18 protein-coding genes are annotated in these 24,469 nt (G+C 66.7%); 7 read left to right on the forward strand and 11 right to left on the reverse strand.

Annotation, left to right across the window (positions count from 1 at the left end):
• Positions 1-2 precede the first annotated feature (2 nt).
• The 5 genes from C995_RS0107420 to C995_RS0107440 all read right to left on the reverse strand — a co-directional run bounded on the left by C995_RS0107420 (position 3) and on the right by C995_RS0107440 (position 8,475).
• Positions 3-1,166 (reverse strand): 3-phosphoglycerate dehydrogenase family protein, encoded by a 1,164-nt coding sequence (locus tag C995_RS0107420; RefSeq protein WP_018864323.1) that lies wholly within the window; start codon positions 1,164-1,166, stop codon positions 3-5.
• 37 nt (positions 1,167-1,203) lie between these two features.
• Entirely contained in the window at positions 1,204-2,289 is a 1,086-nt protein-coding gene (gene serC / locus C995_RS0107425) for a 3-phosphoserine/phosphohydroxythreonine transaminase (protein ID WP_018864324.1), read from the reverse strand.
• Entirely contained in the window at positions 2,286-4,892 is a 2,607-nt protein-coding gene (gene gyrA / locus C995_RS0107430) for a DNA gyrase subunit A (protein ID WP_018864325.1), read from the reverse strand. Before gyrA ends, serC begins: the two co-directional genes overlap by 4 nt.
• 139 nt (positions 4,893-5,031) lie before the next feature.
• Positions 5,032-6,111, reverse strand: a complete 1,080-nt coding sequence (mtnA, locus tag C995_RS0107435; RefSeq protein WP_018864326.1) for an S-methyl-5-thioribose-1-phosphate isomerase — start codon at positions 6,109-6,111, stop codon at positions 5,032-5,034.
• Positions 6,112-6,123: 12 nt separating this feature from the next.
• Positions 6,124-8,475 carry a DNA internalization-related competence protein ComEC/Rec2 gene (locus C995_RS0107440; RefSeq protein WP_081618885.1) on the reverse strand — a complete coding sequence of 784 codons (2,352 nt, stop codon included), beginning with the start codon at positions 8,473-8,475 and terminating at the stop codon, positions 6,124-6,126.
• A 113-nt stretch (positions 8,476-8,588) separates the two neighbouring features.
• Between C995_RS0107440 and C995_RS0107445 the strand changes: the two genes are divergently transcribed.
• Positions 8,589-9,155, forward strand: a complete 567-nt coding sequence (locus tag C995_RS0107445; RefSeq protein ID WP_018864328.1) for a DUF2062 domain-containing protein — start codon at positions 8,589-8,591, stop codon at positions 9,153-9,155.
• Positions 9,156-9,221: 66 nt separating this feature from the next.
• Here C995_RS0107445 and C995_RS0107450 read toward each other — a convergent pair whose 3' ends face one another.
• Together C995_RS0107450 and C995_RS0107455 are read right to left on the reverse strand one after the other, a co-directional pair.
• On the reverse strand, positions 9,222-9,938 hold the full coding sequence (locus tag C995_RS0107450; protein WP_026279009.1) for an ABC transporter ATP-binding protein: 717 nt from the start codon (positions 9,936-9,938) through the stop codon (positions 9,222-9,224).
• Entirely contained in the window at positions 9,931-11,181 is a 1,251-nt protein-coding gene (locus C995_RS0107455; protein WP_018864330.1) for a lipoprotein-releasing ABC transporter permease subunit, read from the reverse strand. Before C995_RS0107455 ends, C995_RS0107450 begins: the two co-directional genes overlap by 8 nt.
• Positions 11,182-11,335: 154 nt before the next feature.
• Here C995_RS0107455 and C995_RS0107460 point away from each other — a divergent pair, with 154 nt between their 5' ends.
• The 5 genes from C995_RS0107460 to C995_RS0107480 all read left to right on the forward strand — a co-directional run bounded on the left by C995_RS0107460 (position 11,336) and on the right by C995_RS0107480 (position 17,870).
• Positions 11,336-11,671: a hypothetical protein gene (locus C995_RS0107460; RefSeq protein WP_018864331.1), complete on the forward strand. Its 336-nt coding sequence runs from the start codon at positions 11,336-11,338 to the stop codon at positions 11,669-11,671.
• Positions 11,668-12,738, forward strand: coding sequence for an agmatine/peptidylarginine deiminase (locus tag C995_RS0107465; protein WP_018864332.1), 1,071 nt, complete (start codon positions 11,668-11,670; stop codon positions 12,736-12,738). The genes C995_RS0107460 and C995_RS0107465 overlap by 4 nt, the downstream gene beginning before the upstream one ends.
• Before the next feature lie 6 nt (positions 12,739-12,744).
• Positions 12,745-13,644, forward strand: coding sequence for a carbon-nitrogen hydrolase (locus tag C995_RS0107470; RefSeq protein ID WP_018864333.1), 900 nt, complete (start codon positions 12,745-12,747; stop codon positions 13,642-13,644).
• 89 nt (positions 13,645-13,733) lie between these two features.
• Positions 13,734-17,207 (forward strand): transcription-repair coupling factor, encoded by a 3,474-nt coding sequence (gene mfd, locus C995_RS0107475; protein WP_018864334.1) that lies wholly within the window; start codon positions 13,734-13,736, stop codon positions 17,205-17,207.
• Entirely contained in the window at positions 17,208-17,870 is a 663-nt protein-coding gene (locus C995_RS0107480) for a CsiV family protein (protein WP_018864335.1), read from the forward strand.
• A gap of 41 nt (positions 17,871-17,911) precedes the next feature.
• On the opposite strand, the gene C995_RS0107485 is transcribed toward C995_RS0107480, so the two are convergent.
• The 3 genes from C995_RS0107485 to C995_RS0107495 are packed head-to-tail and all read right to left on the reverse strand — an operon-like array spanning position 17,912 to position 20,568.
• Complete coding sequence (locus C995_RS0107485; RefSeq protein ID WP_018864336.1) at positions 17,912-18,877, reverse strand: S49 family peptidase; 966 nt, start codon at positions 18,875-18,877, stop codon at positions 17,912-17,914.
• A gap of 9 nt (positions 18,878-18,886) precedes the next feature.
• The gene (locus tag C995_RS0107490; RefSeq protein WP_018864337.1) at positions 18,887-19,585 is read right to left on the reverse strand and encodes an HAD family hydrolase; all 699 of its coding nucleotides are present in this window, start codon (positions 19,583-19,585) and stop codon (positions 18,887-18,889) included.
• Entirely contained in the window at positions 19,582-20,568 is a 987-nt protein-coding gene (locus C995_RS0107495) for an RluA family pseudouridine synthase (protein ID WP_018864338.1), read from the reverse strand. The genes C995_RS0107490 and C995_RS0107495 overlap by 4 nt, the downstream gene beginning before the upstream one ends.
• Before the next feature lie 432 nt (positions 20,569-21,000).
• Between C995_RS0107495 and C995_RS0107500 the strand changes: the two genes are divergently transcribed.
• Positions 21,001-23,877, forward strand: coding sequence for an Rne/Rng family ribonuclease (locus C995_RS0107500; protein WP_018864339.1), 2,877 nt, complete (start codon positions 21,001-21,003; stop codon positions 23,875-23,877).
• An 80-nt stretch (positions 23,878-23,957) separates the two neighbouring features.
• Here the strand turns inward: C995_RS0107500 and C995_RS0107505 are convergent, their stop codons facing one another.
• On the reverse strand, positions 23,958-24,452 hold the full coding sequence (locus C995_RS0107505) for a low molecular weight protein-tyrosine-phosphatase (RefSeq protein WP_018864340.1): 495 nt from the start codon (positions 24,450-24,452) through the stop codon (positions 23,958-23,960).
• Positions 24,453-24,469: the final 17 nt, after the last annotated feature.

Below are 24,469 nucleotides of genomic sequence, written 5' to 3' on the forward strand. Positions count from 1 at the left end.
ATCTACAGCACCCGCGCACGCAGTACGCCATCAATCTGCCGCAATGCGTCCAGCGTGGAGGGGTCGGGCGTCCCGTCCACATCCAGCAGGGTATACGCCAGGTCTCCACGGGAATCATTCATCAGGTGCAGGATGTTCAGGTTGGATTCGCCCAGTACATGCGAGACCCTTGCCACCCGATCCGGGAGGTTGCGATTGACCACTGCGATCCGGGTATCCCCCTTGCGGTCCAGCACCAGGGTCGGCAGGTTGACGGAATTCACCACATTGCCGTTTTCGAGATAGTCCCGGAGCTGGTCGGCAATCATCACCGCACAGTTCTCTTCCGACTCGGTCGTCGAGGCGCCCAGGTGCGGCAGCGTGATGACCCGCGGGTGGCCCAGCATAGTCGGTACCGGGAAATCCGTGATGTAGGCGTGCAGGCGCTCGGCATCGAGCCCTTCCCGCACGGCCTCGTCGTCGACGATGCCCTCGCGCGCCAGGTTCAGGACCATCGCGCCTGGGTTCATACCCTCCAGGCCCTTGGCATTGACGATATGGCGAGTGTTCTCGGTCAGAGGAACATGGACCGTCACCGCGTCCGCACCTTCCAGTGCCGCCTCCACCGAGCGCGCCCGCTCGATGTCCGAATCGAGGCGCCAGGCGTTCTCGACCGTGACCTTGGGATCGAAACCGACCACCTCCATACCCAGGGCCTTGGCGGCATTGGCCACTCCGACCCCGATGGCACCCAGTCCCAGTACGGCGAGCTTGCGTCCGGGCAGCTCGAAGCCGGTGAACCGCTTCTTGCCGTGCTCGACCGCGGCCATGAAGTCGTCCTTGCTCGGATCCAGCTCCTGCACATAGCCGGCCGCCGGCAGCAGGTTGCGAGCGCCCAGCAGCAGGCCGGCGATCACCAGCTCCTTCACCGCATTGGCATTCGCTCCGGGGGCATTGAACACCGCGACCCCGCGATCGGACAGCTCCGCGACCGGGATGTTATTCACTCCGCTGCCGGCACGCCCCACGGCCAGCACGGAGTCCGGGATGTCGATATCGTGGAGGTTGAACGAGCGCAGCATCAATGCGTCGGGCTGGTTGATGTCCGAGGCGACCTCGTAACGGTCACGAGGAAAGCGATCGAGTCCTCGTATGGCGATGTTGTTGTAGGTCTGAATCCGGTACATCGGTGCCCTCCGTGATCGGTTCGGGGGAGTATCGCAATCAGGCGTGGCGGTTTTCGAAATCCGCCATGAACTCGATCAGATCGTCCACTGCACTTTCCGGTACGGCGTTGTAGATGCTGGCACGCATGCCGCCCACCGAGCGATGCCCCTTCAGCGACGACAGCCCGGCGGCATCGGCCTCGTTCAGGAACGTTCCATCCAGGGAATCGTCCGCGAGGATGAAAGGCACGTTCATCCACGAGCGCGCATCCGGCTCGACCGGGTTGCGATAAAACGCCGAGTTGTCCACGAAATGATAGAGCTTCTCGGCCTTGCGCTGGTTGATTTCGGCCATTTTCTCCAGCCCGCCCTGCTCCAGCAGCCACTCGAACACCAGCCCCGCCAGGTACCAGCCGAAGGTCGGCGGCGTGTTGTACATGGAGTCGTTTTTCGCCTGCAGCGCCCAGTCGACCACCGCCGGCAGGTTCGCATTCGATTCCTTCTCCAGCAGATCGTTGCGAACGATCACAACGGTCAGCCCGGCGGGGCCGATATTCTTCTGCGCGCCGGCATAGATAACGCCGAACTTTGATACGTCGATCGGGCGCGAGAGGATGGTGGAGGACATGTCCGCCACCAGCGGCACGCCACCGACATCCGGAACCTCGTGGAACTCCACGCCGCCGATCGTTTCATTCGGGGTGTAATGCACGTAGGCCGCATTCGGGTCGAGATTCCAGCTGTCGCGCGGCGGGATGGAGGCGTAGCCATTGGCCTGGGAGCTGGCAACGATGTTCACCGGACCGAACTTCTGGGCCTCCTTGATCGCCTTGCCCGACCAGGCCCCGGTGTCGATGTAGTCCATCGGCTTGCCGCCCGGCTGCAGGTTCATCGGGATCGCCGCGAACTGGCCGGTCGCCCCGCCCTGCAGGAACAGCACGCTGTAGTTGTCCGGGATGTTCATCAGCTTGCGCAGATCCTGCTCGGCCTTCTCGGCGACCTCCATGAACGGCTTGCCGCGATGGCTCATCTCCATCACGGACATGCCCGCACCATGGAAATCGATCAGCTCGTCGCGCGCCCGTTCCAGGACGGCCTGCGGCAGGGCGGCCGGCCCCGCGCTGAAGTTATGCACTCGGCTCATTCCGGATCTCCGTTGTCCGTCGTGTTCTGAGTAGATTCCGGGGTGTCTTCTTCCCCCGTGTCGTCCTCGTCCTCGCCCTGCAGCTTCTCGACCCGGGCCAGTTCCACCAGACGCTCGCCCTCGTCCAGACGGATCAGCCGCACGCCCTGGGTGTTGCGCCCGATCAGCGGGATCTGGTCCACCGGCGTGCGGACCAGTGTTCCTCCCGTGGTAATCAGCATCGCCTCGTCGTCTTCCAGCACCCGCGCGGCGCCGACCAGCGGCCCGTTGCGCCCTTCGGTCTGGATCGCGATCACGCCCTGTCCGCCGCGACGGTGGACCGGGAATTCGTCAAAGCGGGTACGTTTGCCGTAGCCGTTCTCGGTGGCCAGCAAGGCCGCCCCCTCGGCGACGTTCAGCAGCGCTATCACGCGATGATCCGACTCCATGCGCACGCCGCGTACACCGCAGGCGGTACGCCCCATCGGCCGCACGTCGTCCTCCGAGAAGCGGACCGCCTTGCCCGCCGTGGTGATCAGCATCACGTCCATCTGGCCGTCGGTCAGCGAGACGTCCACCAGGTAGTCGTCGTCACGCAGGTCCACCGCGATAATCCCGGTGGAGCGCCGGCGCGAGAAGTCCGTCAGCGGCGTCTTCTTGACCGTGCCGCGCGCCGTGACCATGAACACGTAATGATCCGGGTCGTACTCGCGCACCGGCAGGATCGCATTGATGCGTTCGTCCGGTTCCAGCGGCAGCAGGTTGACGATCGGCTTGCCGCGCGAGGCGCGCGAGCCCTGTGGCAGCTCGTAGACCTTCAGCCAGTACACGCGGCCGCGGCTGGAGAAGCACAGCACCGTGTCATGGGTGTTCGCGACCAGCAGCCGGTCGACGAAATCCTCTTCCTTGAAGCTCGCGGCCGCCTTGCCCCGCCCACCACGGCGCTGCGCGCGGTAATCGGCCACCGGCTGGTACTTCACGTAGCCGGCATGGGAGAGCGTCACTACGACGTCCTCCTCGCCGATCAGGTCTTCCAGCGTCAGGTTCGCCTGGCGTTCACGGATCTCGCTGCGGCGTTCGTCTCCGAACTGTTCGGCCACGGCCAGCAGCTCGTTGCGAATCTCCTGCTGCAGCCGCTCGCCAGAGCCGAGGATATCGAGCAGGTCGTCGATCAGGTCCAGCAGCTCGCGGTATTCGTCGAGGATCTTGTCCTGCTCCAGCCCGGTCAGGCGGTGCAGACGCAGGTCCAGGATCGCCTGGGCCTGAGCCTCGGACAGGCGATAGCCGTCGTCGCCCACGCCGTATTCCGGCGCCAGGTCTTCCGGCCGCGACGCGCTGGCGCCGCCCCGGTCCAGCATGTCGCTGACCACACCCAGCGGCCAGCTGCGCGCCAGCAACCCCGCCTTGGCCTCGGCCGGATTGGAGGCGGCCCGGATCAGCTCGATGACCGGGTCAATGTTCGCCAGCGCGATCGCCAGGCCTTCCAGGATATGGGCCCGCTCGCGCGCCTTGCGCAGGTCAAAGATGGTGCGGCGGGTGACCACCTCGCGGCGATGCCGCAGGAAGGCCTCCAGCACCTGGCGCAGATCCAGCACCTTCGGCTGGCCATCGACCAGCGCGACGATGTTGATGCCGAAGACGTTCTGCATCTGCGTATGCATGTACAGGTGGTTCAGCACCACCTCGGCCATCTCGCCGCGCTTGAGCTCGATGACCAGACGCATGCCGTCCTTGTCCGACTCGTCACGCAGCTCCGAGATGCCGTCGATGCGCTTTTCCTTGACCAGTTCGGCGATCTTCTCGGTCAGGCGGGCCTTGTTCACCTGGTACGGGAGTTCGGTGACGACGATCGCCTCACGCTGGCCGCCCTCCAGCGGCTCGACATGCGAGCGCGCCCGGATCAGCACCCGGCCGCGGCCCGTGCGATAGGCCTCGCGCACGCCTTCCACGCCGTTGATGATCCCCGCCGTCGGGAAGTCGGGGCCCGGCACATGTTCCATCAGCCCATCGATCGAGATGTCCGGGTCATCGATCAGCGCCACACAGGCGTTGATCACCTCGCGCAGGTTGTGCGGCGGGATGTTGGTCGCCATCCCCACCGCGATCCCGGCGGAGCCGTTGACCAGCAGGTTGGGAAACTTGCTCGGGAGGACCGCCGGCTCCTGTTCGGAGCCGTCGTAGTTGTCGATGAAATCGACCGTTTCCTTGTCGATGTCGGCCAGCAGTTCGGCCGCGATGCGCGCCATGCGCACCTCGGTGTAACGCATGGCCGCCGGGGAGTCGCCGTCAATGGAGCCGAAGTTGCCCTGGCCGTCGGCCAGCATGTAGCGCATCGAGAACGGCTGCGCCATGCGCACGATGGCGTCGTAGACGGCGGAATCGCCATGCGGGTGGTATTTACCGATCACGTCACCGACCACGCGCGCCGACTTCTTGTACGGCTTGTTGTAATCGTTGCCCAGCTCGCGCATCGCGTAGAGCACGCGGCGATGGACCGGCTTGAGGCCGTCACGGACATCGGGGAGGGCCCGGCCCACGATTACGCTCATCGCGTAATCGAGGTAGGACTGCTGCATCTCGTCTTCGAGATTGACCGGGAAGATTTCCTTGGCAAATTCAGCCATCGAGGGTTACGCCGTCCGTCTGAACAAGCTCGCGATCATACCACAGGGGTAACCACTGGGGCCTAGCGAATGGCCCTGAAATCGCTCCTCTGTGGCTCTCAGCCGAGAGCTGCGCGTGAAACGGGCTAATGTTGCCTTGTCAGTCTTCGAGAACGGCGTCCTGAGCCGCCGCCGCTCGCTGCCGCAGCTCTGCCAATTTGTCATGGTCGGGCGCCTCGACTACGCCATGCTCCGTCACGATCGCATCGATCAGGTGCGCCGGCGTCACGTCGAACGCCGGGTTGTAGGCGCGTGCACCGGCAGCAGCCACGCGGGTCCCGGCGAGTGCCAGCACCTCGTCTTCGGCCCGCTGTTCGATCGGGATGCCGTCGCCGTCGGGCATGTCGAAGTCGATGGTCGACAATGGCGCCGCGACCATGAATCGGACCCCGTGGGCACGCGCCAGCAGGGCCAGTCCATAGGTCCCGACCTTGTTCGCCACATCGCCATTGGCCGCAATGCGGTCGGATCCCACAATCACCCAGCCCACGCGACCGGAACGCAGCAGGCTGGCGGCCGCCCCTTCGCACAGCAGCTGTACCGGGATACCGTCATGCACGAGTTCCCAGGCGGTCAGGCGACTGCCCTGGAGCCACGGGCGGGTCTCGTCGGCAAAGACCTCGGTAATCCGCCCGTCGTCCCAGGCCGCGCGGATCACGCCCAGCGCGGTACCATAGCCCCCGGTGGCCAGCGAACCCGTATTGCAGTGGGTCAGCACGGCCCGTCCCGGCTCGATCAGACCGGCTCCATGGCAGCCCATGCGACGATTGCCCGCGATGTCCTCGTCCAGCATCTGACGGGCCGCGGCCGTGGTTGCCTCAATCGCGGCCTCCAGATCCGTCGCGGCATCGACCTCCCGCGCCATGCGGTCCAGGGCCCAGAAGAGATTCACCGCCGTAGGCCGCGCGGCGCGCAGGCGCTCCATGTCCGCGGCCACCCGTTCGCGCCAGTCGGCCTGCCCGCGAGCCTTCCGACACGCCAGCACGACCCCGAACGCGGCCGTGATCCCGATCGCGGGTGCGCCGCGCACGACCATGTCGCGGATTGCCGCGGCGACCTCACCAGCATCGGTATAGCACTGGCGCACGGTCTCGTCCGGGAGCAGGCGCTGGTCCAGCAGATAGAGGTTGCCGTCTTCAAACCGAATCGGGCGGATCGTGTCCGAGCTGTACTGTGTCATGGACCCATTCTATCAGGGCACCGATGGAGGACCGAGGCCATCCCGGTTATCGGACGCCGATAAATGCCAGAACCGAGTACGCGATCGCCCCGTGGCCGGAATTTGATCGAGTTGCGCGCTGGACGTGACCAGTGCCCCGCTCTGCCCGGTCTCGTAGAGCGGTATGCCCCGCTTCTCGAGCCGTTCCCGTGCCTCGTCGGGCAGTCCCGCCCCGTCTGCGGTGGTCGCAGCCCAGACCTGACTGGGCGGGAAACGTGTCAGCCAATCGTCGTGCAAGGCGCGCGGACTGGAGGTCCTCGGCGCCACCAGCAAGTCGACTGAAAACCCCGGGTTCTCTCGGCGCATCACCGCCTCGCCCAGGCTATCCAGCCCGCCCATCATCAACAGGGTGGCATCCTTGCCCTCCACCTTGAGCACGCAGGACGCGGAAGCCTCGCTATTCCAGCCGGGCGGCGGATGAAGCACTTCGAAACGCACGCCGTCCCAGGTCCACTGCTGCCCTTGTTCGCACACCCCGTCGGATCGGGGGTTCGCAGGGTTGAGGCGCAGCACACGCCCCACGGGCATTTGTTCGCGCACTGCCGCCACGCCCCCCGCGTGGCCACCGTGCTCGTGTGTCACCATCAGGGCATCCAGCGACTGGATTCCACTCGTGCGCAGAGCCGGCACCACGATCCGGTCGCCGGCGCTGAACCCGCCTTCCCGTCCCGGACCTGCATCGATCAACAAGGTGTGGCGCCGGGTCTGCACGATGGTGGCCTGCCCCGCTCCCACGTCCAGGGCCTGGACGCGCCACTGCCCGGCTGCCAGATCCGGTCGCAAGGGTGCCGCCAGCGCAATCGCGGCCATCGCGATCCAGGGCGTCATTCGCCGTGCCAGCGGTTGCAGCACCAGGAGCACGGACACCGCCCCCAGCAAGGCCGCGGCCACTGGCACATGGCGCTGATCCACCAGAACGGGGATCCCGGCCAGGGCCTCGAGCGTCATCACCAGCAGTGCCAGCAAGCCATCCGCCACCCCAAGCGGCAGCCCGCCGGCGGCCGGCCACCACCAGGCGAGCAAGGCCCCAATCAGCAGTAACGGGAGGATCAGCAGCGTCACCGTGGGCACCGCGACCAGGTTCGCCACGGGTGCGACCCAGGACCCCAGCTGGAACCAGGCCAGGCTGAGCGGCAGCATGGCCAGCGCCAGGACGACCTGGATACGCATGCCCTCGCGCCATCCGGTCGCCCCAATCCGCCCCTGCAACAACAACAGGATCACGGCGACCGCGCCGAACGAGAACCAGAATCCCGGCGCCAGCACGCTTGGCGGATGCACGATCAGCACCAAGGCGGCGGCCAGGGCCAGTGCGCGCCAGGCCACGCCCTCCCGACGGGACAGCAGTGCGAGCGTGAATGCGACCAGCATCAGCAAGGCCCTCTGCGTCGGGATGCTGAAACCGGCGAGCACAGCGTAACCCGTGGCGGCCACGAGCCCGACCACACACACGAACAGCCAGCGCCGAATCCGTCGCAGCGGCGCGACGACGGACCACAGCCATCCGGCAATGCCTCCGGCAAACCCGGCCACCAGGGCCACGTGCAACCCCGAGATTGCCATCAAGTGATTGGTGCCAGTGCGGAGGAACGCCTGCCACTCGCTTTCGGTCATGGCTTGGCGATTGCCGATGATAAGGGCCTGCACGAGGCCCGGGTGGCGTAGATCCGGGGCAGCGTGTTCCAGTCGATCCTGCATCCGAGCCCGAAGACTGTGCATGACCACGCGGGCACTCGCTCGGCCTTCTGCGGCTTTCATTGGCGTCACCAAGCGGGCGACGGCGCTTCCGTGCAACCCCTCGCGATAGAACCAGGCGGCCGCATCGAATGCCCCCGGGTTGCGGGGCCCTTCCACACCACGCAACCGCAAGTCCAGCCGCAGGTGATCCCCCACCCGGATCGCCGGTCGTGCCGGGAAGGCACTCACCCGGAGTCTGCGTCCGTCCAGATCCAGTCCGGGGGCGCCCTGCACGGTTTCCGACACCCGCACACGGAACCGACTGCGTCGCTCGTCGTGCTCCGGCAAACCGATCACCTGCGCCCGCACCGAGACTTCTTCGCCCGACCATTCGGGGCCGAGGACCTTGTCCGACCAGGCCGTGGCATGCGGGGCCGCCAGCCACGCCCCTGCCAGCAGACCCAGCGAGGCCGCCGGCAGCCAGGCGAACGAGGGCGCCCATCGCGCCGTCCAGAACCAGGCCAGGGCGGCCATCGCCGCAACGACGGGAACGAGTACTGTGAATGGGCCCGCGAGAACGGCGGGCAGCACAGGGACCTGATGGAGTCCCCATATCCCCGCCATCAAACCCAGCACCGCGGCCATCATGGCACGCGGTACCATCCGCGAAGCGCAGGAATCCTCTCCCCAGGGGTCAGTCCTAGCAGGTAGGATGCACGCCCAGGCTTGGGCCCGCGAGAGTCCCACAGGCACCCATAGACATGGCGAAGCACATCATCAGAAGGCTGTTCCCCGGCATGGAGGGCGTGCGCGGCCATCGCGCGCTCTCGCCGCTGGGGCCGCGCCTGCGGTCTCCGGATCTGTGGCATCTGAACCGCCGCTCCGTGGCTGGTGCGTTTGCCGTCGGGCTGTTCGTGACCTTTCTGCCCATCCCTATGCAGATGCTGGTCGCCGCGATCGTCGCGCTGATCGTGCGCGTCAACCTGCCCATCTCGGTGATCCTGGTCTGGATCTCCAACCCGATCACCATGCCCCCCATGTTGTATATGGCCTATACGGTCGGCCGCAAGCTGCTGGGGGAACCGCCCCGCGATGTCCATCTCGACTGGAGCTGGGAATGGTTCAGTACCGAGCTGCTGACCATCTGGCAGCCGCTGCTGCTCGGCAGCCTGCTGTTCGCGACCCTGGCCAGTCTGTCCGGGTATCTGCTGGTGCGCGTGCTGTGGCGGGTCAACGTCGTGCAGCGCCTGCGCACCCGGCGCGCATTGCGACGATTGCGACAGGAGCGCCAGAAGGACAAGGCGGAAAACGACGATTCGGGCTGGTAGCCGGCGCGCCACAAACGCCGACTGGAAGGTTGGGATGCCGCTGCTCGGTGTTCCCGAGCGGGCGGGTCACTCGCCGGCGAGCTGGCCGTGGAAGTGCTCGTGTTCCAGATGCCCCTTGACCAGCTGTACCGACCGATCGAGCTCGCGCGCCAGGGTGATGTCATGCGTCACCAGCGCCAGGGCCGTGCCGGTAGAACGGTTCATCTCGCGCAGCAGCGCAAACACATGCTGGGCACGCTCCTGATCCAGGTTTCCGGTCGGCTCGTCAGCCAGGATGGCGGACGGCCGTGTGACCAGCGCACGCGCGATCGCCACGCGCTGGCGCTCGCCACCCGACAGTTCCGCCGGCTTGTGCGCACCGCGGTGCCCAAGGTCCACCTGGCCGAGCCAGTGCTCCGCCTCCTGCCGTGCCCGGCGGCTGGAGGCTCCTCGGATCAGCAGCGGCAGTGCCACGTTCTCGACGGCCGTCAGTTCGGGCAGCAGGTGATGGAACTGGTAGACGAATCCCAGATGCTGGTTGCGCATGCGCCCCCGACGCGCCTCGCTCATGCGGGACCACTCCTGGCCCAGTAGACGGACCTTGCCCGCCGTGGGCTGATCGAGCCCTCCAAGAAGATGCAGCAGCGTACTCTTGCCGGAGCCGGAGGCGCCGATAATCGCCGTCTGGTCGCCCGGCTCCAGCCGGAAATCGACCCCCTGCAGCACGGCCACGTCGAGCTTGCCGTCACGAAAGCGCCGCTCGACCCCCTCGGCCTCCAGTACTGGCATGGTGGCTTCAGTCATGGCGCAGGGCCTCCGCCGGTTGCGTACGGGCGGCGCGCCAGGCCGGGAACAGCGTGGCCACGACGGTCAGCAGGAAGGCCAGCCCCCCGACCCGGAAGACATCCGAAGCTTTCAGTTCAGAAGGCAAGTCACTGATATAATAGACATCCGCTGCCAGAAATTCGATGCCCATCGCGCGCTCGATGAACGGCACCACGACGTCGATATTGAGCGCCAGCGCGACGCCGGCGATCGAGCCGAGCAGGATGCCGATCGCGCCGATCACCACCCCCTGGACCACGAACACCGCCATCACCCCCGAGGGGGACAATCCAAGGGTTCGCAGAATCGCGATATCCCCCTGCTTGTCGGTCACCAGCATGATCAGGGTGGAAACGATGTTGAAGGCGGCCACGGCGACGATCAGGGACAGGATGATGAACATCACCATCTTCTCGATCTGGATCGCGCGGAACAGATTCGCATGCTGGCGTGTCCAGTCGGACACCCGGAACAGCCCGTCCAGCTCGCTGGCCACCTCGCGCGAGATCACGCCGGCCCGCATCATGTCCGTCAGACGCAGGCGCAATCCGGTGACGTTCTCGCCGGTCTGGAATACGGCCTGGGCATCCTCGAGGTGAATGAACGCCGTCCCGCGGTCGTATTCGTACATCCCCACCTCGAAGATGCCGGCCACCTCGAAGCGGCGCATCCGCGGCATCACCCCGGCCGGAGAAACCGAGGCCTGTGGCGCCATCAGGATCAGAGAGTCGCCCACGCGCACGCGCAGCTCCGTCGCCAGTTCACGGCCCAGCACGATCCGATAGGCCCCCGCCTCCAGTTGCCCGAGACGGCCCTGGGTCATGTGTTCGCCGATCCGCGCCACGCGCTCCTCGGATTCCGGCTCCACCCCGCGAATCAGCGCGCCGGAGATGTTCCCGGTCGCACTGAGCATGGCCTCACCCTGGACGTACGGCGCGGCCGCCAGTACCCGGTCGTCGATCGTCTCGACCTGGTCCTTCAGTGATTCCCAATTGCGCAGACCGCCGTTCACATCCTGGATGGTCGCGTGCGAGGCCATTCCCAGGATGCGATCGCGCAGTTCGCGTTCGAAGCCATTCATCACCGAGAGCACGGTGATCAGCGCCATCACGCCCAGCACCAGCCCCAGGATCGAGACGACCGAGATAAAGGAGATGAAGTGATTACGCCGCTTGGCGCGCGTATAGCGCAGACCGATGGCGAGCGGGAGCGGGCGGAACATCGGGAAATCATGCCAGAGTTACGCGTGCGCGCCTATCCCCAATGCCCCGGCGATCGCTCACGGGAGGCACGTGCGCGAGGATGTCGCTACCATGTACGTTAACGACCGCGAGCCACCGGAGATTCGTCTCATGCAAGGGAATCATGCAAAGCCAATGCTCACCTGTCCGCGCAGCCTGACCGCCGCATCCGCCGTGGCCATGCTGCTCGCGACCACGGCACTCGCCACCTTCGTCCCAAGCGAGGCGCATGCCGAGATCTTGCGGGGCACAGACGGAGACTTCCAGGTGCAGACCCGCGAGGGGCTTCCCGAGCGCGGACAAAGCCAGTCCAGCGTCCGCGGGCAGCACGGCGAACCCGCCCAGCGCCACCCGACGGTCGGTGATCCCCCGATCACGCGCTGGGACTACGACGACTTTTCCGTGGTGTTCGAGGGCGAATACGTACTGCACAGCATCGTGCACGGCGAACAGACCCCGCGTCGGCCGTGACGGACGGCGCATCCCCCTCCAATACCCGGCGTCTACCAGCAGAGTGGGAACCCCAGGCCGGTGTTCAGCTCACCTGGCCGCATGACGGTACCGACTGGGCCCCGATACTGGATCAGGTCCATCCTGTCTTTGCCACGCTCGCGGCCGCGATCAGCCGCTTCGAGCCGGTGGTCATCGTCGCGCGCGACCCGGAGCACATCGAAGAGATCTCCGGCTTCCTGGTGGAGGCCGCCATCCGTAACGACCGCCTGTGGTTCGCGCTGGCCGACTCCGACGACACCTGGGCCCGGGACCATGGCCCGATCACCGTAGTGGAAGGCCCTCGGCCTCGCCTGCTGGACTTTGCGTTCAACGGCTGGGGCAACAAGTTTCCGGCCGCACGCGACAACGCGATCACCGCCACACTGGCCCAGCAGGGCGTCTACGGCCCAAACGTCCCGGAGCCTATCGCAATGGTCCTGGAGGGTGGCAGCATCGAGTCCGACGGCGACGGCACCCTGCTGACGACCACTCAATGCCTGCTGCAGCCCACACGCAACCCGGATCTGGACAAGGCCGCGATCGAACGCCGCCTGCATGACCACCTGGGAGCACAACGGATCCTGTGGCTGGAGCATGGCCACCTCGAGGGGGACGACACCGACAGCCATATCGACACCCTCGCCCGCTTCTGCAGCCCGGACACCATCGCCTATGTCCAGTGCGACGACCCCGACGATCCGCATCACGGCGAACTGGCGGCCATGGAGGAGGAGCTGCGTTCGTTGCGCCAGGCCTCCGGCGAGCCCTACCGGCTCATCCCTCTGCCCTGGCCTCGCCCGCACTACGGTCCCGACGGCCAGCGCCTGCCAGCAACCTACGCCAACTTCCTGATCATCAACGATGCGGTCCTGATGCCGGCCTATGACGATCCCGCCGACGCCATCGCGCTCGATCGTCTCACCGAGGCCTTTCCGGGACGCGAGATCGTGGAAATCGACTGCCGGGCCTTCATCCGGCAAGGTGGCAGCCTCCATTGCCTGACCATGCAATATCCCAGGGGTGCCCTTGGCATGCCGGAAGACTGATCCGCTATGACGACCGATACCCTGCCCGTGGCCCTGATCCAGCACCGCGATGCCGGCAGCGCCGAGGCCAACCTGGGCGCGACCGCCCAGGCCGTGGCCGAAGCCGCGGCAGGGGGTGCCCGCCTGGTCGTGCTGGCCGAGCTGCACACCGGCCCCTACTTCTGCCAGACCGAGGACCCGAGCGTGTTCGACCGGGCCGAGGCCATCCCCGGCCCATCCACCAAACGCCTGGGACAGATCGCCCGTGACAACGCCGTGGTGCTCGTGACCTCGCTGTTCGAGCGCCGGGCGGCCGGCGTCTACCACAACACCGCAATCGTCTTCGAGGCCGATGGCCGCCCGGCGGGTCTGTACCGCAAGATGCATATCCCGGACGACCCCGGCTATTACGAGAAGTACTACTTCACCCCCGGTGACACCGGCTTCGTCCCGATCGACACCTCGGTAGGGCGGCTGGGCGTGCTGGTCTGCTGGGACCAGTGGTATCCGGAGGCCGCGCGCATCATGGCCCTGTCCGGGGCCCAGTGCCTGATCTACCCGACCGCCATAGGCTGGGACCCGCGCGACGAGGCGGGAGAGCAGACGCGCCAGCGCGAGGCCTGGATCACCGTCCAGCGTGGCCATGCGGTCGCGAACAACCTGCCGGTCCTTGCCTGCAACCGGACCGGGCACGAAGCTGATCCGTCTGAAAGCAGCCCCGGGGCGCAGTTCTGGGGCACCAGCTTCATTGCGGGCCCGCAGGGCGAGTTCCTGGCGCAGGCGGGCGAGGATCAGCCCGAGATCCTCCGCGCCACCCTGGACCTAGGCCGCACCGAGGCGGTTCGCCGCATGTGGCCCTTCCTGCGCGACCGTCGCATCGACGCCTACAGCCCGATTCTCAAGCGCTACATCGACCGCGCGGACTGACCAATTCAGCATCTTCCCGACGGGGTTCCCGCCGCGACCGGGATCGAATCCGTATAATGCCGGCCCGTTTCCCGGATCGTCGACACTGCATGTCCGAACAGCCGCGCAACCCGCTACAACCCGGTCGCTTTCCCGGCGACGGCTTCGAGATCTGGTCGGGGCTCAATGCCTCGGCCGCTCCCCTGGCACTCGCCCGCGCCGCCGCATCGGCCGAATGGCCGCTGCTGGTCGTCGTCGAGTCGAACGAGGCCGCTGACCGCTGGCAGGAGGAGTGGGACTTCTTTGGTGCCGGGCTCGACCTGCCGGTCATGCGTCTGCCCGACTGGGAGACCCTGCCGTTCGATGTCTTCTCGCCGCACGAGGACATCATCTCCGAGCGGCTGCGCACGCTGTATCACCTCCCCTCGCTGGAGCGCGGGATCATCCTGATCCCGGTCTCCACGCTGATGCAGCGCCTGCCCCCGCGCGACTGGCTGACCACCCAGGGCCTCTCCCTGCGCAATGCCCAGCGCCTGGACCGCATGCAGTTGCGGGAACGGCTGACGGAGGCCGGCTACAGCGCGGTCAACCAGGTCATCAGCCACGGCGAGTTTGCGGCACGCGGGGAGATCCTGGATCTGTTCCCGATGGGCGCCGAGGAGCCGGTGCGCATCGAGTTTCTCGACGACGAGATCGATTCGCTGCGCCATTTCGATCCGGAGACCCAGCGCTCCACGGAAAAGGTCGAAAGCGTCGAGATCCTCCCCAGCCACGAGTTCCCGCTGAACGAGGACTCCATCCGCGCGTTCCGCACCCGCTACCGCGAGCAGTTCAGCGGCGACCCCAGCCGCCACCCGATCTACCGGGACATCAGCGAGGGCCTGGTGCCCCCGGGCATCGAGGCCTACTTGCCCCTGTTCTTCGAGGGCATGGACAGCGTGTTCGACTACGCCCCCCGGGCGCGGGTGGTACAGGTCGGCAATATCGCCGGCGCCGCGCAGGAGTATGCGCGCGAGATCGCCGACCGCTTCGAGCAGCTGGGCCACCAGGTGGAACGCCCCCTGCTGCCGCCGGAGCGCCTCTATCTCGACGAGTCGGCCCTGAACGAGGCCCTGCGGGCCCGCGCCGGCATTGCCCTGGGCGGCGAGCCGCCGCAGCCGCTGCCGGCAGATCGCGGCAAGGCCGTGCCCTTCAGCTGCGATCCCCTCCCCGAGCTGGGAATGGAACACGGCAAGGATGCCCCCGCCGAACGCCTGAAGCGCTTTGTCGGGGAACAGGAACGGGTCCTGCTCACCGCCGAGTCCGCCGGCCGGCGCGAGGCCCTGCTCACACTGCTGCGCGAGCAGGATATTCCGCACCACGCGGTCGAAGACTGGGAGGACTTCCTGAGAGGCGAGCCCGGCCTGAGCGTGACCGTCGGTGCGCTGAGCGAGGGATTCCGGCTGCCCGACGGGATCGTGCTCGTGCCGGAGTCCGCGATCCTCGGCGAACGCGCGCGGCAATCACGCCGGCGCAACCGTCCCACTCGCGATGCCGATGCCGTCATCCAGAACCTCAGCGACCTGACGATCGGGGCACCGGTCGTCCACGAAGAACAGGGCGTGGGTCGCTACCTGGGCCTGCAGACGCTGGATTTCAACGGCCAGCCGTCGGAGTTCCTGACGCTGGAGTATGCCGATGGCGCCAAGCTCTATGTCCCGGTCTCCTCGCTGCACCTGATCAGCCGCTATACCGGCGCCGACGCGGAACACGCCCCGCTCCACCGCCTGGGCAGCGAGCAGTGGAACCGCGCCCGCCGCAAGGCCGCCGAAAAGGCGCGCGACGTCGCCGCCGAGCTGCTGGAGGTCCATGCCCGGCGCGCCGCCAAACAGGGGACGGCGTTTGCGACCGAGACCCCCGAGTATCACGCCTTTGCGGCCGCCTTCCCGTTCGAGGAAACCGCCGATCAGCTCCAGGCGATCGACGCGGTACTGACCGACATGGCCGACACCCGGCCGATGGACCGTGTCATCTGCGGCGATGTCGGCTTCGGCAAGACCGAGGTCGCCATGCGCGCCGCATTCGTCGCCGTGCAGAACAATCGCCAGGTGGCCGTGCTGGTCCCGACCACCCTGCTGGCCCAACAGCACCACCAGAACTTCAGCGACCGCTTCGCCGACTGGCCGGTGCGTATCGAGTCCCTGTCGCGTTTTCGCAGCACCAAGCAGCAGGCCGCCGTGCTCGAGGGGCTGAAGGAAGGCAAGGTCGATATCGTGATCGGCACGCACAAGCTCCTGCAGTCGAACCTGGACTTCTCCAACCTCGGGCTCGTGATCGTGGACGAGGAACAGCGCTTTGGCGTGCGTCACAAGGAGGCGCTGAAGAGACTGCGCGCCGAGGTCGACATGCTGACCATGACCGCGACGCCGATCCCGCGCACGCTGAACATGGCCCTGTCCGGGCTGCGCGACCTCTCGGTGATCACGACCCCACCGCGCGAACGCCTGGCGATCAAGACCTTCGTCAACGAGTGGAACGACGCGATCATCCAGGAGGCCTGCCTGCGCGAGATTCGCCGCGGTGGCCAGGTGTACTTCGTGCACAACGAGGTCAACACCATTGAACGCATGGCGGAACAGATCCGTGCGCTGCTGCCGGGCGCCCGCATCGGTATCGCCCACGGGCAGATGCGCGAACGCGAACTCGAACAGGTGATGCTCGACTTCTACCACCGGCGCTACAACATCCTGGTCTGCTCCACCATCATCGAGACCGGCATCGATGTACCCACCGCGAATACGATCGTGATGAATCGCGCGGACAAGCTGGGCCTCGCCCAGATGCACCAGCTGCGCGGCCGCGTCGGGCGCTCCCACCACCGGGCCTACGCCTACCTGATCACGCCGCCGGAGAAGGCCATGTCGGCCGACGCACGCAAGCGTCTGGAGGCAATCGCCTCGCTGGAGGATCTCGGCGTGGGCTTCACGCTCGCCAGCCACGACCTCGAGATCCGGGGCGCTGGCGAGTTGCTGGGTGACGAGCAAAGCGGCCAGATCCAGGAAGTCGGCTTCTCGATGTACAACGACCTGCTCAACCGCGCGGTCAACGCCCTGCGCTCCGGCAAGATGCCCGAACTGGAGACCCCGGAGAGCCCCGGAACGGAAGTCGAGCTGGGGCTGCCCGCCCTGCTCCCGGATGCCTACGTGCCGGATGTGCACACACGCCTGATCCTCTACAAGCGCGTCAGCAGCGCCGAGAACAGCGATGCACTGCGCGAGCTGGAGGTGGAACTGGTGGATCGCTTCGGCCTGCTGCCCGATCCGGCGAAGGCCCTGTTCGAGGCCGCCCGTCTGCGGCTCAAACTGACGCCGCTGGGGATCCGCAAGCTGGAGCTGGGCCCGGCCGGCGGCCGCTTCGTATTTGGACCGAATCCCGAAATCGATATCGCCGCCCTGATCGAACTGGTGCAATCCGATCCGAATGCCTACAAACTGGACGGCCAGAAGGCTTTCCGCTTTTATGCCGATATGGAGACCCTGGAGGCCCGCTCGCAGGCCGTCCAGCGTCTGATTCACACCATCAGCCCGAAACAGCAGGCCGCCTGAATGCACGCCAAAGCCGATCGCCCCGACCCGAACCGCCGCAGGCTTGTCAGCGGCCTCGCCCTCCTGCCGCTTTTTGGACTGGGAACGACGGCCACCGCCCAGGTCGGCCGCCGCTACCGCATCGAGCTGGTCATCTTCGAGCACACGACCGCGGAAAGCCGCCGCCTGCAGCAGGAGATCGCGTCCGTACGCGAACCCAACCTGGCGGGATCGGAGCTGGGGGGCCGCATCTACCAGGATTCCCGGCGCGGGTTCGAGCTGCAGCGGGCCGCAAGCCGGGTCGAGGACTCCGGCGCCGGGCGGGTGATCGCACGTCTGGCCTGGGATCAGCTGGGGCGCGACCATACCGCCACGCCCTGGCTGAAGGTGCAGCAGGGCCGCCGCCTCGGGGCGCGTCAGGCCGTGTTCGGCGACTCGGCCACCGCGGCCCAGCCGATTGTGGCGGACGAGGACCGCTACGAACTGGAGGGCCGGCTACGGGTATGGGTCGGGCGTTTCCTTCACCTGGAGACCGACCTCGTCTATCACATCGACCGCGACGGCTCCGAGCCGCTCGGGGTGACCGTGCGCGGCCACCAGCGCATGAACTCCGGCAGCCAGCTGTTCTACCTCGACCACCCGGTGGTCGGGATCATCGCCCGCGTGACGCGGCTGGACAGCTAGCGCGGACGGGAACGGGCAGAATACCCCGCCGGCTTTCCCATTCAGCGCCAGTTGGGCTTGGTCTCCATCGCCAGCCAGCTTTGCAGGGCCGACATGCCCAGGTCCTCGAACAGCAGCTGCAGCGCGCCTCGGCGCGGCTTGAACGTGACCATCTTCTCGATCCCGATCACATCGCGTGCGACCGACTGATCCGTCCCCAGACCATCGATCAGGCCCAGATCCACCGCGCGTTGCCCGGTCCAGATCAGGCCGTCGAACAGCTCCTCGTTTTCGGCCAGACGATCCCCCCGCCCCTGGCGGACCACATCGACGAACTGCTGGTGCAGCCCGTCCATCAGGTCATGGATATGGCTCACATGACCCTCGTCGAGCGGCAGAAACGGATCCAGCAGGGCCTTGTTCTCCCCGGAGGTGAACAGCCGCCGTTCGACCCCAATGTTGTCCAGCAAATCCACCACGCCAAAGCTGTCCAGGCGCACCCCGATCGAGCCGACCATGCTGGCCTGGCTGGCGTAGATCTCGTCGGCCGCAACGGCGATGTAGTAGGCGGCCGAGGCCCCGATATCGGTGACGACCGCATAGACCGGGATGTCCTCGTGCTCGTCCTTCAGCCGCAGGATCTCGTCATGAATCGCGGCGGCCTGCACCGGACTCCCGCCCCCGCTGTTGATGCGCAGCATCACGGCCCGAGTGCCATCCGCCTCGAACGCCCGTTTGAGTGTCTTGTTGAGCTCTTCGGCGTTGGCCCTGGCACTCGACGCAATCAGCCCGTCGATCTCGACGACTGCCACGTGCTCCTCCGGCTCGCGGTCGTCCTCGAACCAGGCGGTCAAGCCCATATCGCCGCCCCGCACCAGGACCAGCAGGGCGAACAGATAGATGAACAGCAGCAGCTTGAAGAAGATGCCCCAGCGCCGGGCACGCCGCTGTTCCACCACCTGGGCCTGGACCAGGCGCTCCAGCGTCTCGCGCTCCCAGCCCGGCTTGTTCTCGTTCGACCAACCCATCGCTTGTCCTCAGTCCTCGGGAAGCGGCTCCGACTGCCGCAGGAGATCCAGCAGTTCCTTCAGGTCGCGGGCCACGGCCAGCGGGCGCTCGTCGCTCAACCGGCGGTGATCGTGGACCCCATGTGTCACGGCCAGCGACGGGACGCCGGCGGCGCGAGCCATCTGCAGATCATAAACGCTATCACCGACCATCCGCGCCCGGGAACGTTCCACGCCGCAGCGCGCCATCACATGCTCCAGCATCACAGGGCTGGGTTTCGACGGATGCTCGTCCCCGCAGGCCGTCGCGACAAAACGCCCCATGAGGCCGGCGGCTTCCAGGGCCTGGTCCAGGCCCGCCCGCGACTTGCCGGTCGCCACGCCCAGCAGCACGCCGCGTTCGTCAAGCCAGTCGAGCAAGGGCTCGACATGCGCGAACAGGGGCGTCTCCGGCGCATCGGTGGCGCCCAGATAGCACTGGCGATAGGTGGTGGCGAACGCCCGCACGAACGCAGCGTCGGCGCCCGGAAACAGTCTCTCCACCGCAGCCTCCACGCCCAGGCCAATAATATCGCGCAGCTCGCTTTCCGCGGGCGCCTCGCGCCCCAGTGCCGCACAGGCCCGCTGCAGACAGTGAACAATCCGGCGTGGCGAATCCATCAGCGTCCCGTCCCAGTCGAATACGACCAGGCGCAGGGCATCCCCCTCCGGTGGCAGCAGTGTGTTCATCCGGACGCTTCGGGGCTTGCGAGCGCATCGAGGACCGACTGCAGCTCGTCCGGCAGCGGCGCGGAGTACACATGCGACTCGCCGGTCGAATCCTCATACTGCAGGGCCTGGGCGTGCAGGAACAGGCGCTTCAGGCCTGCCCGGCGCAGTACCCGGTTCGCATCGGGCAACCCGTAGTCGTGATCGCCGCCAACGGGATGGCCGATCGCCTGGCCATGCACGCGGATCTGGTGGGTCCGTCCGGTACCGATCCGAACCTCAGCCAGTTGGAAGGACCCGTATCGTTCCAGCGGGACGAACTGGCTGATCGCCGAGCGCGCACTCTCGAGGTCGGCGTCCTCCCCCGAGCGCATGCGGCGTTTCCCGTCCTGGCCCCGACTCGAGGCAATCGGCTCGTCACACACAATGGCCTGATCGTTGGGAAACGCCCCCACCAGCAGCGCCAGATAGCGCTTCTCCACCCTTCCTTCGCGCAACGCCGCGTGAAAGTCCTGCAACCCCGAACGGGTCTTGGCCAGCAGCAAGCAGCCGCTGGTCTCGCGATCCAGCCGATGCCCCAGCTCCAGCTCGGAACCGGGACGCAGCTGGCGCATCGCCTCGATGATCCCGAAGGCAAGACCGCTGCCGCCATGCACCGCGAGACCGGAGGGCTTGTCGAGGACCAGGACCTGGTCGTCTTCAAACAGGATCGAGCGCCGCAGGCGATCCAGGACCCCCGGCGGGATGTCGCGCTCGACGGCCTCGGGCCGATCCAGGTCCGGTACACGCACCTCCGAGCCGACGCTCAGCCGCTGGGTCACCTTGGCGCGGCGCCCGTCGACCCGGATCGCCCCCTTGCGCACCAGGCGGTAGATCAGACTTTTGGGAACTCCCTTGAGTTCGCGCAGGAGGAAGTTATCCAGGCGCTGGCCATCCCCGCGCTCGGTGACCGAGAGCGTATGAGGCCCAGAGGGAGATTGCGGCTGACGGGGGCGTGCTTTCATCGGGCGGGATCCTACCTCAGGCGCGCCATCCTAACCATGTACCCTGGCATGGGCGCGACGAAAAAACTTGCCCAAACGGGGGGTTATGCCCTACATTGGCGCACGGTACCCGCTGGCAGGAATTGCGCCCGGGCGCCTCGAATTACCCGCCGATCCGGTCCTGCGCTGTGCGACTACACGCGACCGGACGGCCATCGCCGAAAAGCGAACCTGTGACACTATTTCTTCTAACCCAGTCCTGTCTTTCCGGCCCCGCATCCCGCGGACGGCTGGTCCCGTGGCTATTGGTGAACACCTGGCTGGCGCGTTGGATCCCTCTTCGCGCCGCCATGGCGGGCATGCGTCTCGAAACGTCGACGTGCCGCCTTCGTTCCGCACCACGTGGCCCCGGGCTTGTGACCGACGTACAGGACGATCGACCGAGTCCATTGCATGAAACGCATCCTGATCAATGCCACGCAGCCCGAAGAGCTGCGCGTGGCCATGGTCGACGGCCAGCGGCTGTACGACCTCGACATCGAACTGCCTTCGCGCGAGCGCAAGAAGGCCAACATCTACAAGGCCAAGATCACCCGCGTCGAGCCAAGCCTCGAAGCCGCGTTTGTTAATTTCGGCGCCGAGCGCCACGGCTTTCTCCCGTTCAAGGAGATCGCCCCCTCCGCAGTTGGCGCACCGGCCGACAGCGACAAGCCCATCCGCGAGCTGCTAAAGGAAGGGACTCAGCTTCTCGTCCAGGTGGAAAAGGAAGAGCGCGGCAACAAGGGCGCGGCGCTGACCACCTATATCAGCCTGGCCGGGCGCTACCTGGTCCTGATGCCGAACAATCCCAAGGCCGGTGGCGTATCGCGGCGCATCGAAGGCGAAGACCGCGCGGAACTGCGCGAGGCCCTGTCCGGCCTCAACATGCCCGAGGGCATGGGCGTGATCGCCCGCACCGCCGGCGTGGGCCGCAGCACCGAAGAGCTGCAGTGGGACCTCGACTACATGACGGCCCTGTGGTCGGCGGTCACCGAGGCCGCGGAAAAGGCTAATGCCCCGGCGCTGATCCACCAGGAAAGCAACGTGATCATCCGCGCCCTGCGCGATCACATGCGCAACGACGTGGGCGAGGTCATCATCGACGATGAAACCGTCTACCAGCAGGCAGAGGACTTTGTCCGGCTGGTGATGCCGAACAGCCAGCGCAAGCTGAAGAAGTACGACGACCCGGTTCCGCTGTTCAATCGCTACCAGATCGAGAGCCAAATCGAGAGCGCCTTCGACCGCGAGGTGCAGCTCCCCTCCGGTGGCGCCCTGGTCATCGACCACACCGAGGCCCTGATCTCCATCGACGTGAACTCCGCGCGCTCCACCAAGGGCGGCGACATCGAGGAGACCGCCTTCCACACCAATCTGGAGGCGGCCGAAGAAGTGGCGCGCCAGCTGCGCGTGCGGGACCTCGGTGGTCTGATCGTGATCGATTTCATCGACATGAACGCCAACAAGCACCAGCGCGAGGTGGAGAATCGCCTGCGCGAGGCGCTGGAACTCGACCGGGCGCGCGTGCAGGTCGGCCGCATCAGCCGCTTCGGGCTGCTCGAGATGTCGCGCCAGCGTCTGCGCTCGTCGCTCGGCGAGTCCAGCCAGATCACCTGCCCCCGCTGCCAGGGGCATGGCCAGGTGCGCAGCGTCGAGTCCCTGGCCCTGTCGATCCTGCGCCTGATCGAGGAAGAGGCCATGAAGGACCGGACCGGCCTCGTCCTGGCCCAGGTACCGGTCGATGTCGGTACCTTCCTGCTGAACGAAAAACGGGCATCGATCAACGACATCGAGGCCCGTCACCGGGTGGACATCAGCATCGTCCCGAACCCGCAGTACCTGACCCCGAAATTCGAGGTCCAGCGCGTACGTGGCGACGAGCGCGAAGAGGTCGTCAGCGGTCGCGGCTCGCACGAGCTGATGGAGACGGTCGAAGAAGACACCGACCCCCACGGCGAACGCCGGGGCAAGGTGGAGAAACCGCTGGTTCAGGGGGTGAAGGTCAAGGCACCAGCCCCGATGGCCGAGTCCCCTGCCCCGCAAGCACCGAGTGAACCGGTTCAGCAACCCGGCTTCTTCACCCGCATCTGGTCGTCGTTGTTCCCCAACGCAGCCCGCAGTCAGGAGGCCGAGGGCGAGCAACAGGAAGAGGGACGCAAGGGCGGCAAGGCCGGTAAGGGCGCACAACGCACCGGTCGTGGTGGCGGCAACAATCGTGCAGGCGGGCCCGGTCGTCGTCGCGGCGCGCGTAGCGAAGCCGGCGACAGCCGCGAGACGGCCAAGGGTTCCGCAAACGGCAAGGGCGATTCCCGGCAGGACGCCAGCAGCAGTGGCGATGAGGGCGGCAAGGGTCGCTCGCGTCGGCGCGGCGGAGGCGCTGGCGGCAGCGACGCGGCCACCAAGACCCGCGACACCGAAAGCAGGGCCACAAAACCGAAGGCGGAGCCGGAAGAGCCTGCCGCGAAGGACAAGGAAACACCCGCCCCTTCAGGGGACGGATCGTCCACCGGCGACGACGATGGTTCCAAGGGCCGCACCCGTTCGCGCCGTTCGCGCCGAGGCGGTCGCCGCCGGGGAGGCCGTGGTCGCAACGGCAGCAGCGACGACAGCACGGGCAACGCAAGTGGCGGGACCCAGGGCGACGACTCGAGCAACGAGTCCGACCAGTCCGCCGCCCCTTCAAGCCCGGAACCGCAGAAAGCCGGCAAACCCGCCAGAAAGGGTTCCGGTAAGGGCAGTGGCCAAACAGCCAGCACCGAAGCCGATTCGGGCTCCAAGGCAAAATCCGGTGGTGCCGATACCGATGCCGGACCCTCCGGAACAACAGCCACGGACACGGGTTCCGAGTCCGGCACCGGGGCCGAGAAGGCCCCTTCCCGGACGCAGCAGCCCCGCGCACCCGAGAGCGCGCAAAAGGAGGCCGAAACCCCCACGGCCGCCTCCGAGGACACGCAAAAGGAGCCCGCAGCCCCGCGCCGCTCGAAGGGTAGCGCAAAGCCGTCGAAATCGGCCGCTTCCGGGAATAAGGGCGATTCCGCCTCCTCCGAAGAGAAGCGTCCAGCGGGTGAATCCAGCGCGGGCGATGCGTCCACCCCGCCCAAGGCGCCCCGACGCAAGAAGATCAATGACCAGGACGAGGGCGACAAGCGCACGGACACGCCCGCGCCCGCCCAGACCGACGAGGGCTCCCAGGGCAGGTCAAATCAGGAGCCGCAGGCCGAGCAACCGGCCCGCAAACCCGAGTCGGTATCCGAACCCACCGGCAGCTCGGACGACAAGACCCGCGATTGATCGCTCCGCGGGGCCGATAACCGTCAGACCGTTATCGGCCCCCGGGCACATCCGGGGTCATTCTGATTGGGCAAGGCCCCTCAGGACACGCGTTCCAGCGCGTGCTCCCGGCAGATATGGTCCAGAAGACCGTCACTGGCAGCTTCGACCAGGTCCATGACGTGGACGAAGCCATCCGCTCCCCCGTAGTACGGATCGGGCACCTCGCGTTCGGGGTGTTCCTGGGCAAATTCGAGAAACCGATGCAGCCGTGCGCGCGCGCCTCCAGGCCGGATCTCCAGGGCATTGCGATAGTTCGCCTCGTCCATGGTCAGGATATAGTCAAAGTGCTCGAAATCTTCTGCCTCGAGCTGCCTGGCGCGCAGGTGGTCGAGGTCGTACCCGCGACGCCGAGCCTCCTCCCGCGCCCGCGGATCCGGACGCGCCCCGATGTGATAGCCGGCCGTCCCCGCCGAATCCACCTCGATGCAGGACTCCAGGCCCCGGGCCCGTACGCGCGTCTCGAAGACGCCGTGAGCCATGGGCGAACGGCAGATATTGCCCAGGCAAACCATCAGTACTCGAATCTTTTGCATGCCTTCATCATGTTCGC

It is taken from the genome of Thioalkalivibrio sp. ARh3 (assembly GCF_000377265.1).
Taxonomy (GTDB): Bacteria; Pseudomonadota; Gammaproteobacteria; order Ectothiorhodospirales; family Ectothiorhodospiraceae; genus Thioalkalivibrio; species Thioalkalivibrio thiocyanoxidans.

Bases quoted from the DNA above. Each gene is read 5' to 3' on its own strand.
- C995_RS0107420 (WP_018864323.1), bottom strand. From the start codon at position 1,166: ATGTACCGGATTCAGACCTACAACAACATCGCCATACGAGGACTCGAT.
- serC (WP_018864324.1), bottom strand. From the start codon at position 2,289: ATGAGCCGAGTGCATAACTTCAGCGCGGGGCCGGCCGCCCTGCCGCAG.
- gyrA (WP_018864325.1), bottom strand. From the start codon at position 4,892: ATGGCTGAATTTGCCAAGGAAATCTTCCCGGTCAATCTCGAAGACGAG.
- mtnA (WP_018864326.1), bottom strand. From the start codon at position 6,111: ATGACACAGTACAGCTCGGACACGATCCGCCCGATTCGGTTTGAAGAC.
- C995_RS0107440 (WP_081618885.1), bottom strand. From the start codon at position 8,475: ATGATGGCCGCGGTGCTGGGTTTGATGGCGGGGATATGGGGACTCCAT.
- C995_RS0107445 (WP_018864328.1), top strand. From the start codon at position 8,589: ATGGCGAAGCACATCATCAGAAGGCTGTTCCCCGGCATGGAGGGCGTG.
- C995_RS0107450 (WP_026279009.1), bottom strand. From the start codon at position 9,938: ATGACTGAAGCCACCATGCCAGTACTGGAGGCCGAGGGGGTCGAGCGG.
- C995_RS0107455 (WP_018864330.1), bottom strand. From the start codon at position 11,181: ATGTTCCGCCCGCTCCCGCTCGCCATCGGTCTGCGCTATACGCGCGCC.
- C995_RS0107460 (WP_018864331.1), top strand. From the start codon at position 11,336: ATGCTCACCTGTCCGCGCAGCCTGACCGCCGCATCCGCCGTGGCCATG.
- C995_RS0107470 (WP_018864333.1), top strand. From the start codon at position 12,745: ATGACGACCGATACCCTGCCCGTGGCCCTGATCCAGCACCGCGATGCC.
- mfd (WP_018864334.1), top strand. From the start codon at position 13,734: ATGTCCGAACAGCCGCGCAACCCGCTACAACCCGGTCGCTTTCCCGGC.
- C995_RS0107480 (WP_018864335.1), top strand. From the start codon at position 17,208: ATGCACGCCAAAGCCGATCGCCCCGACCCGAACCGCCGCAGGCTTGTC.
- C995_RS0107485 (WP_018864336.1), bottom strand. From the start codon at position 18,877: ATGGGTTGGTCGAACGAGAACAAGCCGGGCTGGGAGCGCGAGACGCTG.
- C995_RS0107490 (WP_018864337.1), bottom strand. From the start codon at position 19,585: ATGAACACACTGCTGCCACCGGAGGGGGATGCCCTGCGCCTGGTCGTA.
- C995_RS0107495 (WP_018864338.1), bottom strand. From the start codon at position 20,568: ATGAAAGCACGCCCCCGTCAGCCGCAATCTCCCTCTGGGCCTCATACG.
- C995_RS0107500 (WP_018864339.1), top strand. From the start codon at position 21,001: ATGAAACGCATCCTGATCAATGCCACGCAGCCCGAAGAGCTGCGCGTG.
- C995_RS0107505 (WP_018864340.1), bottom strand. From the start codon at position 24,452: ATGCAAAAGATTCGAGTACTGATGGTTTGCCTGGGCAATATCTGCCGT.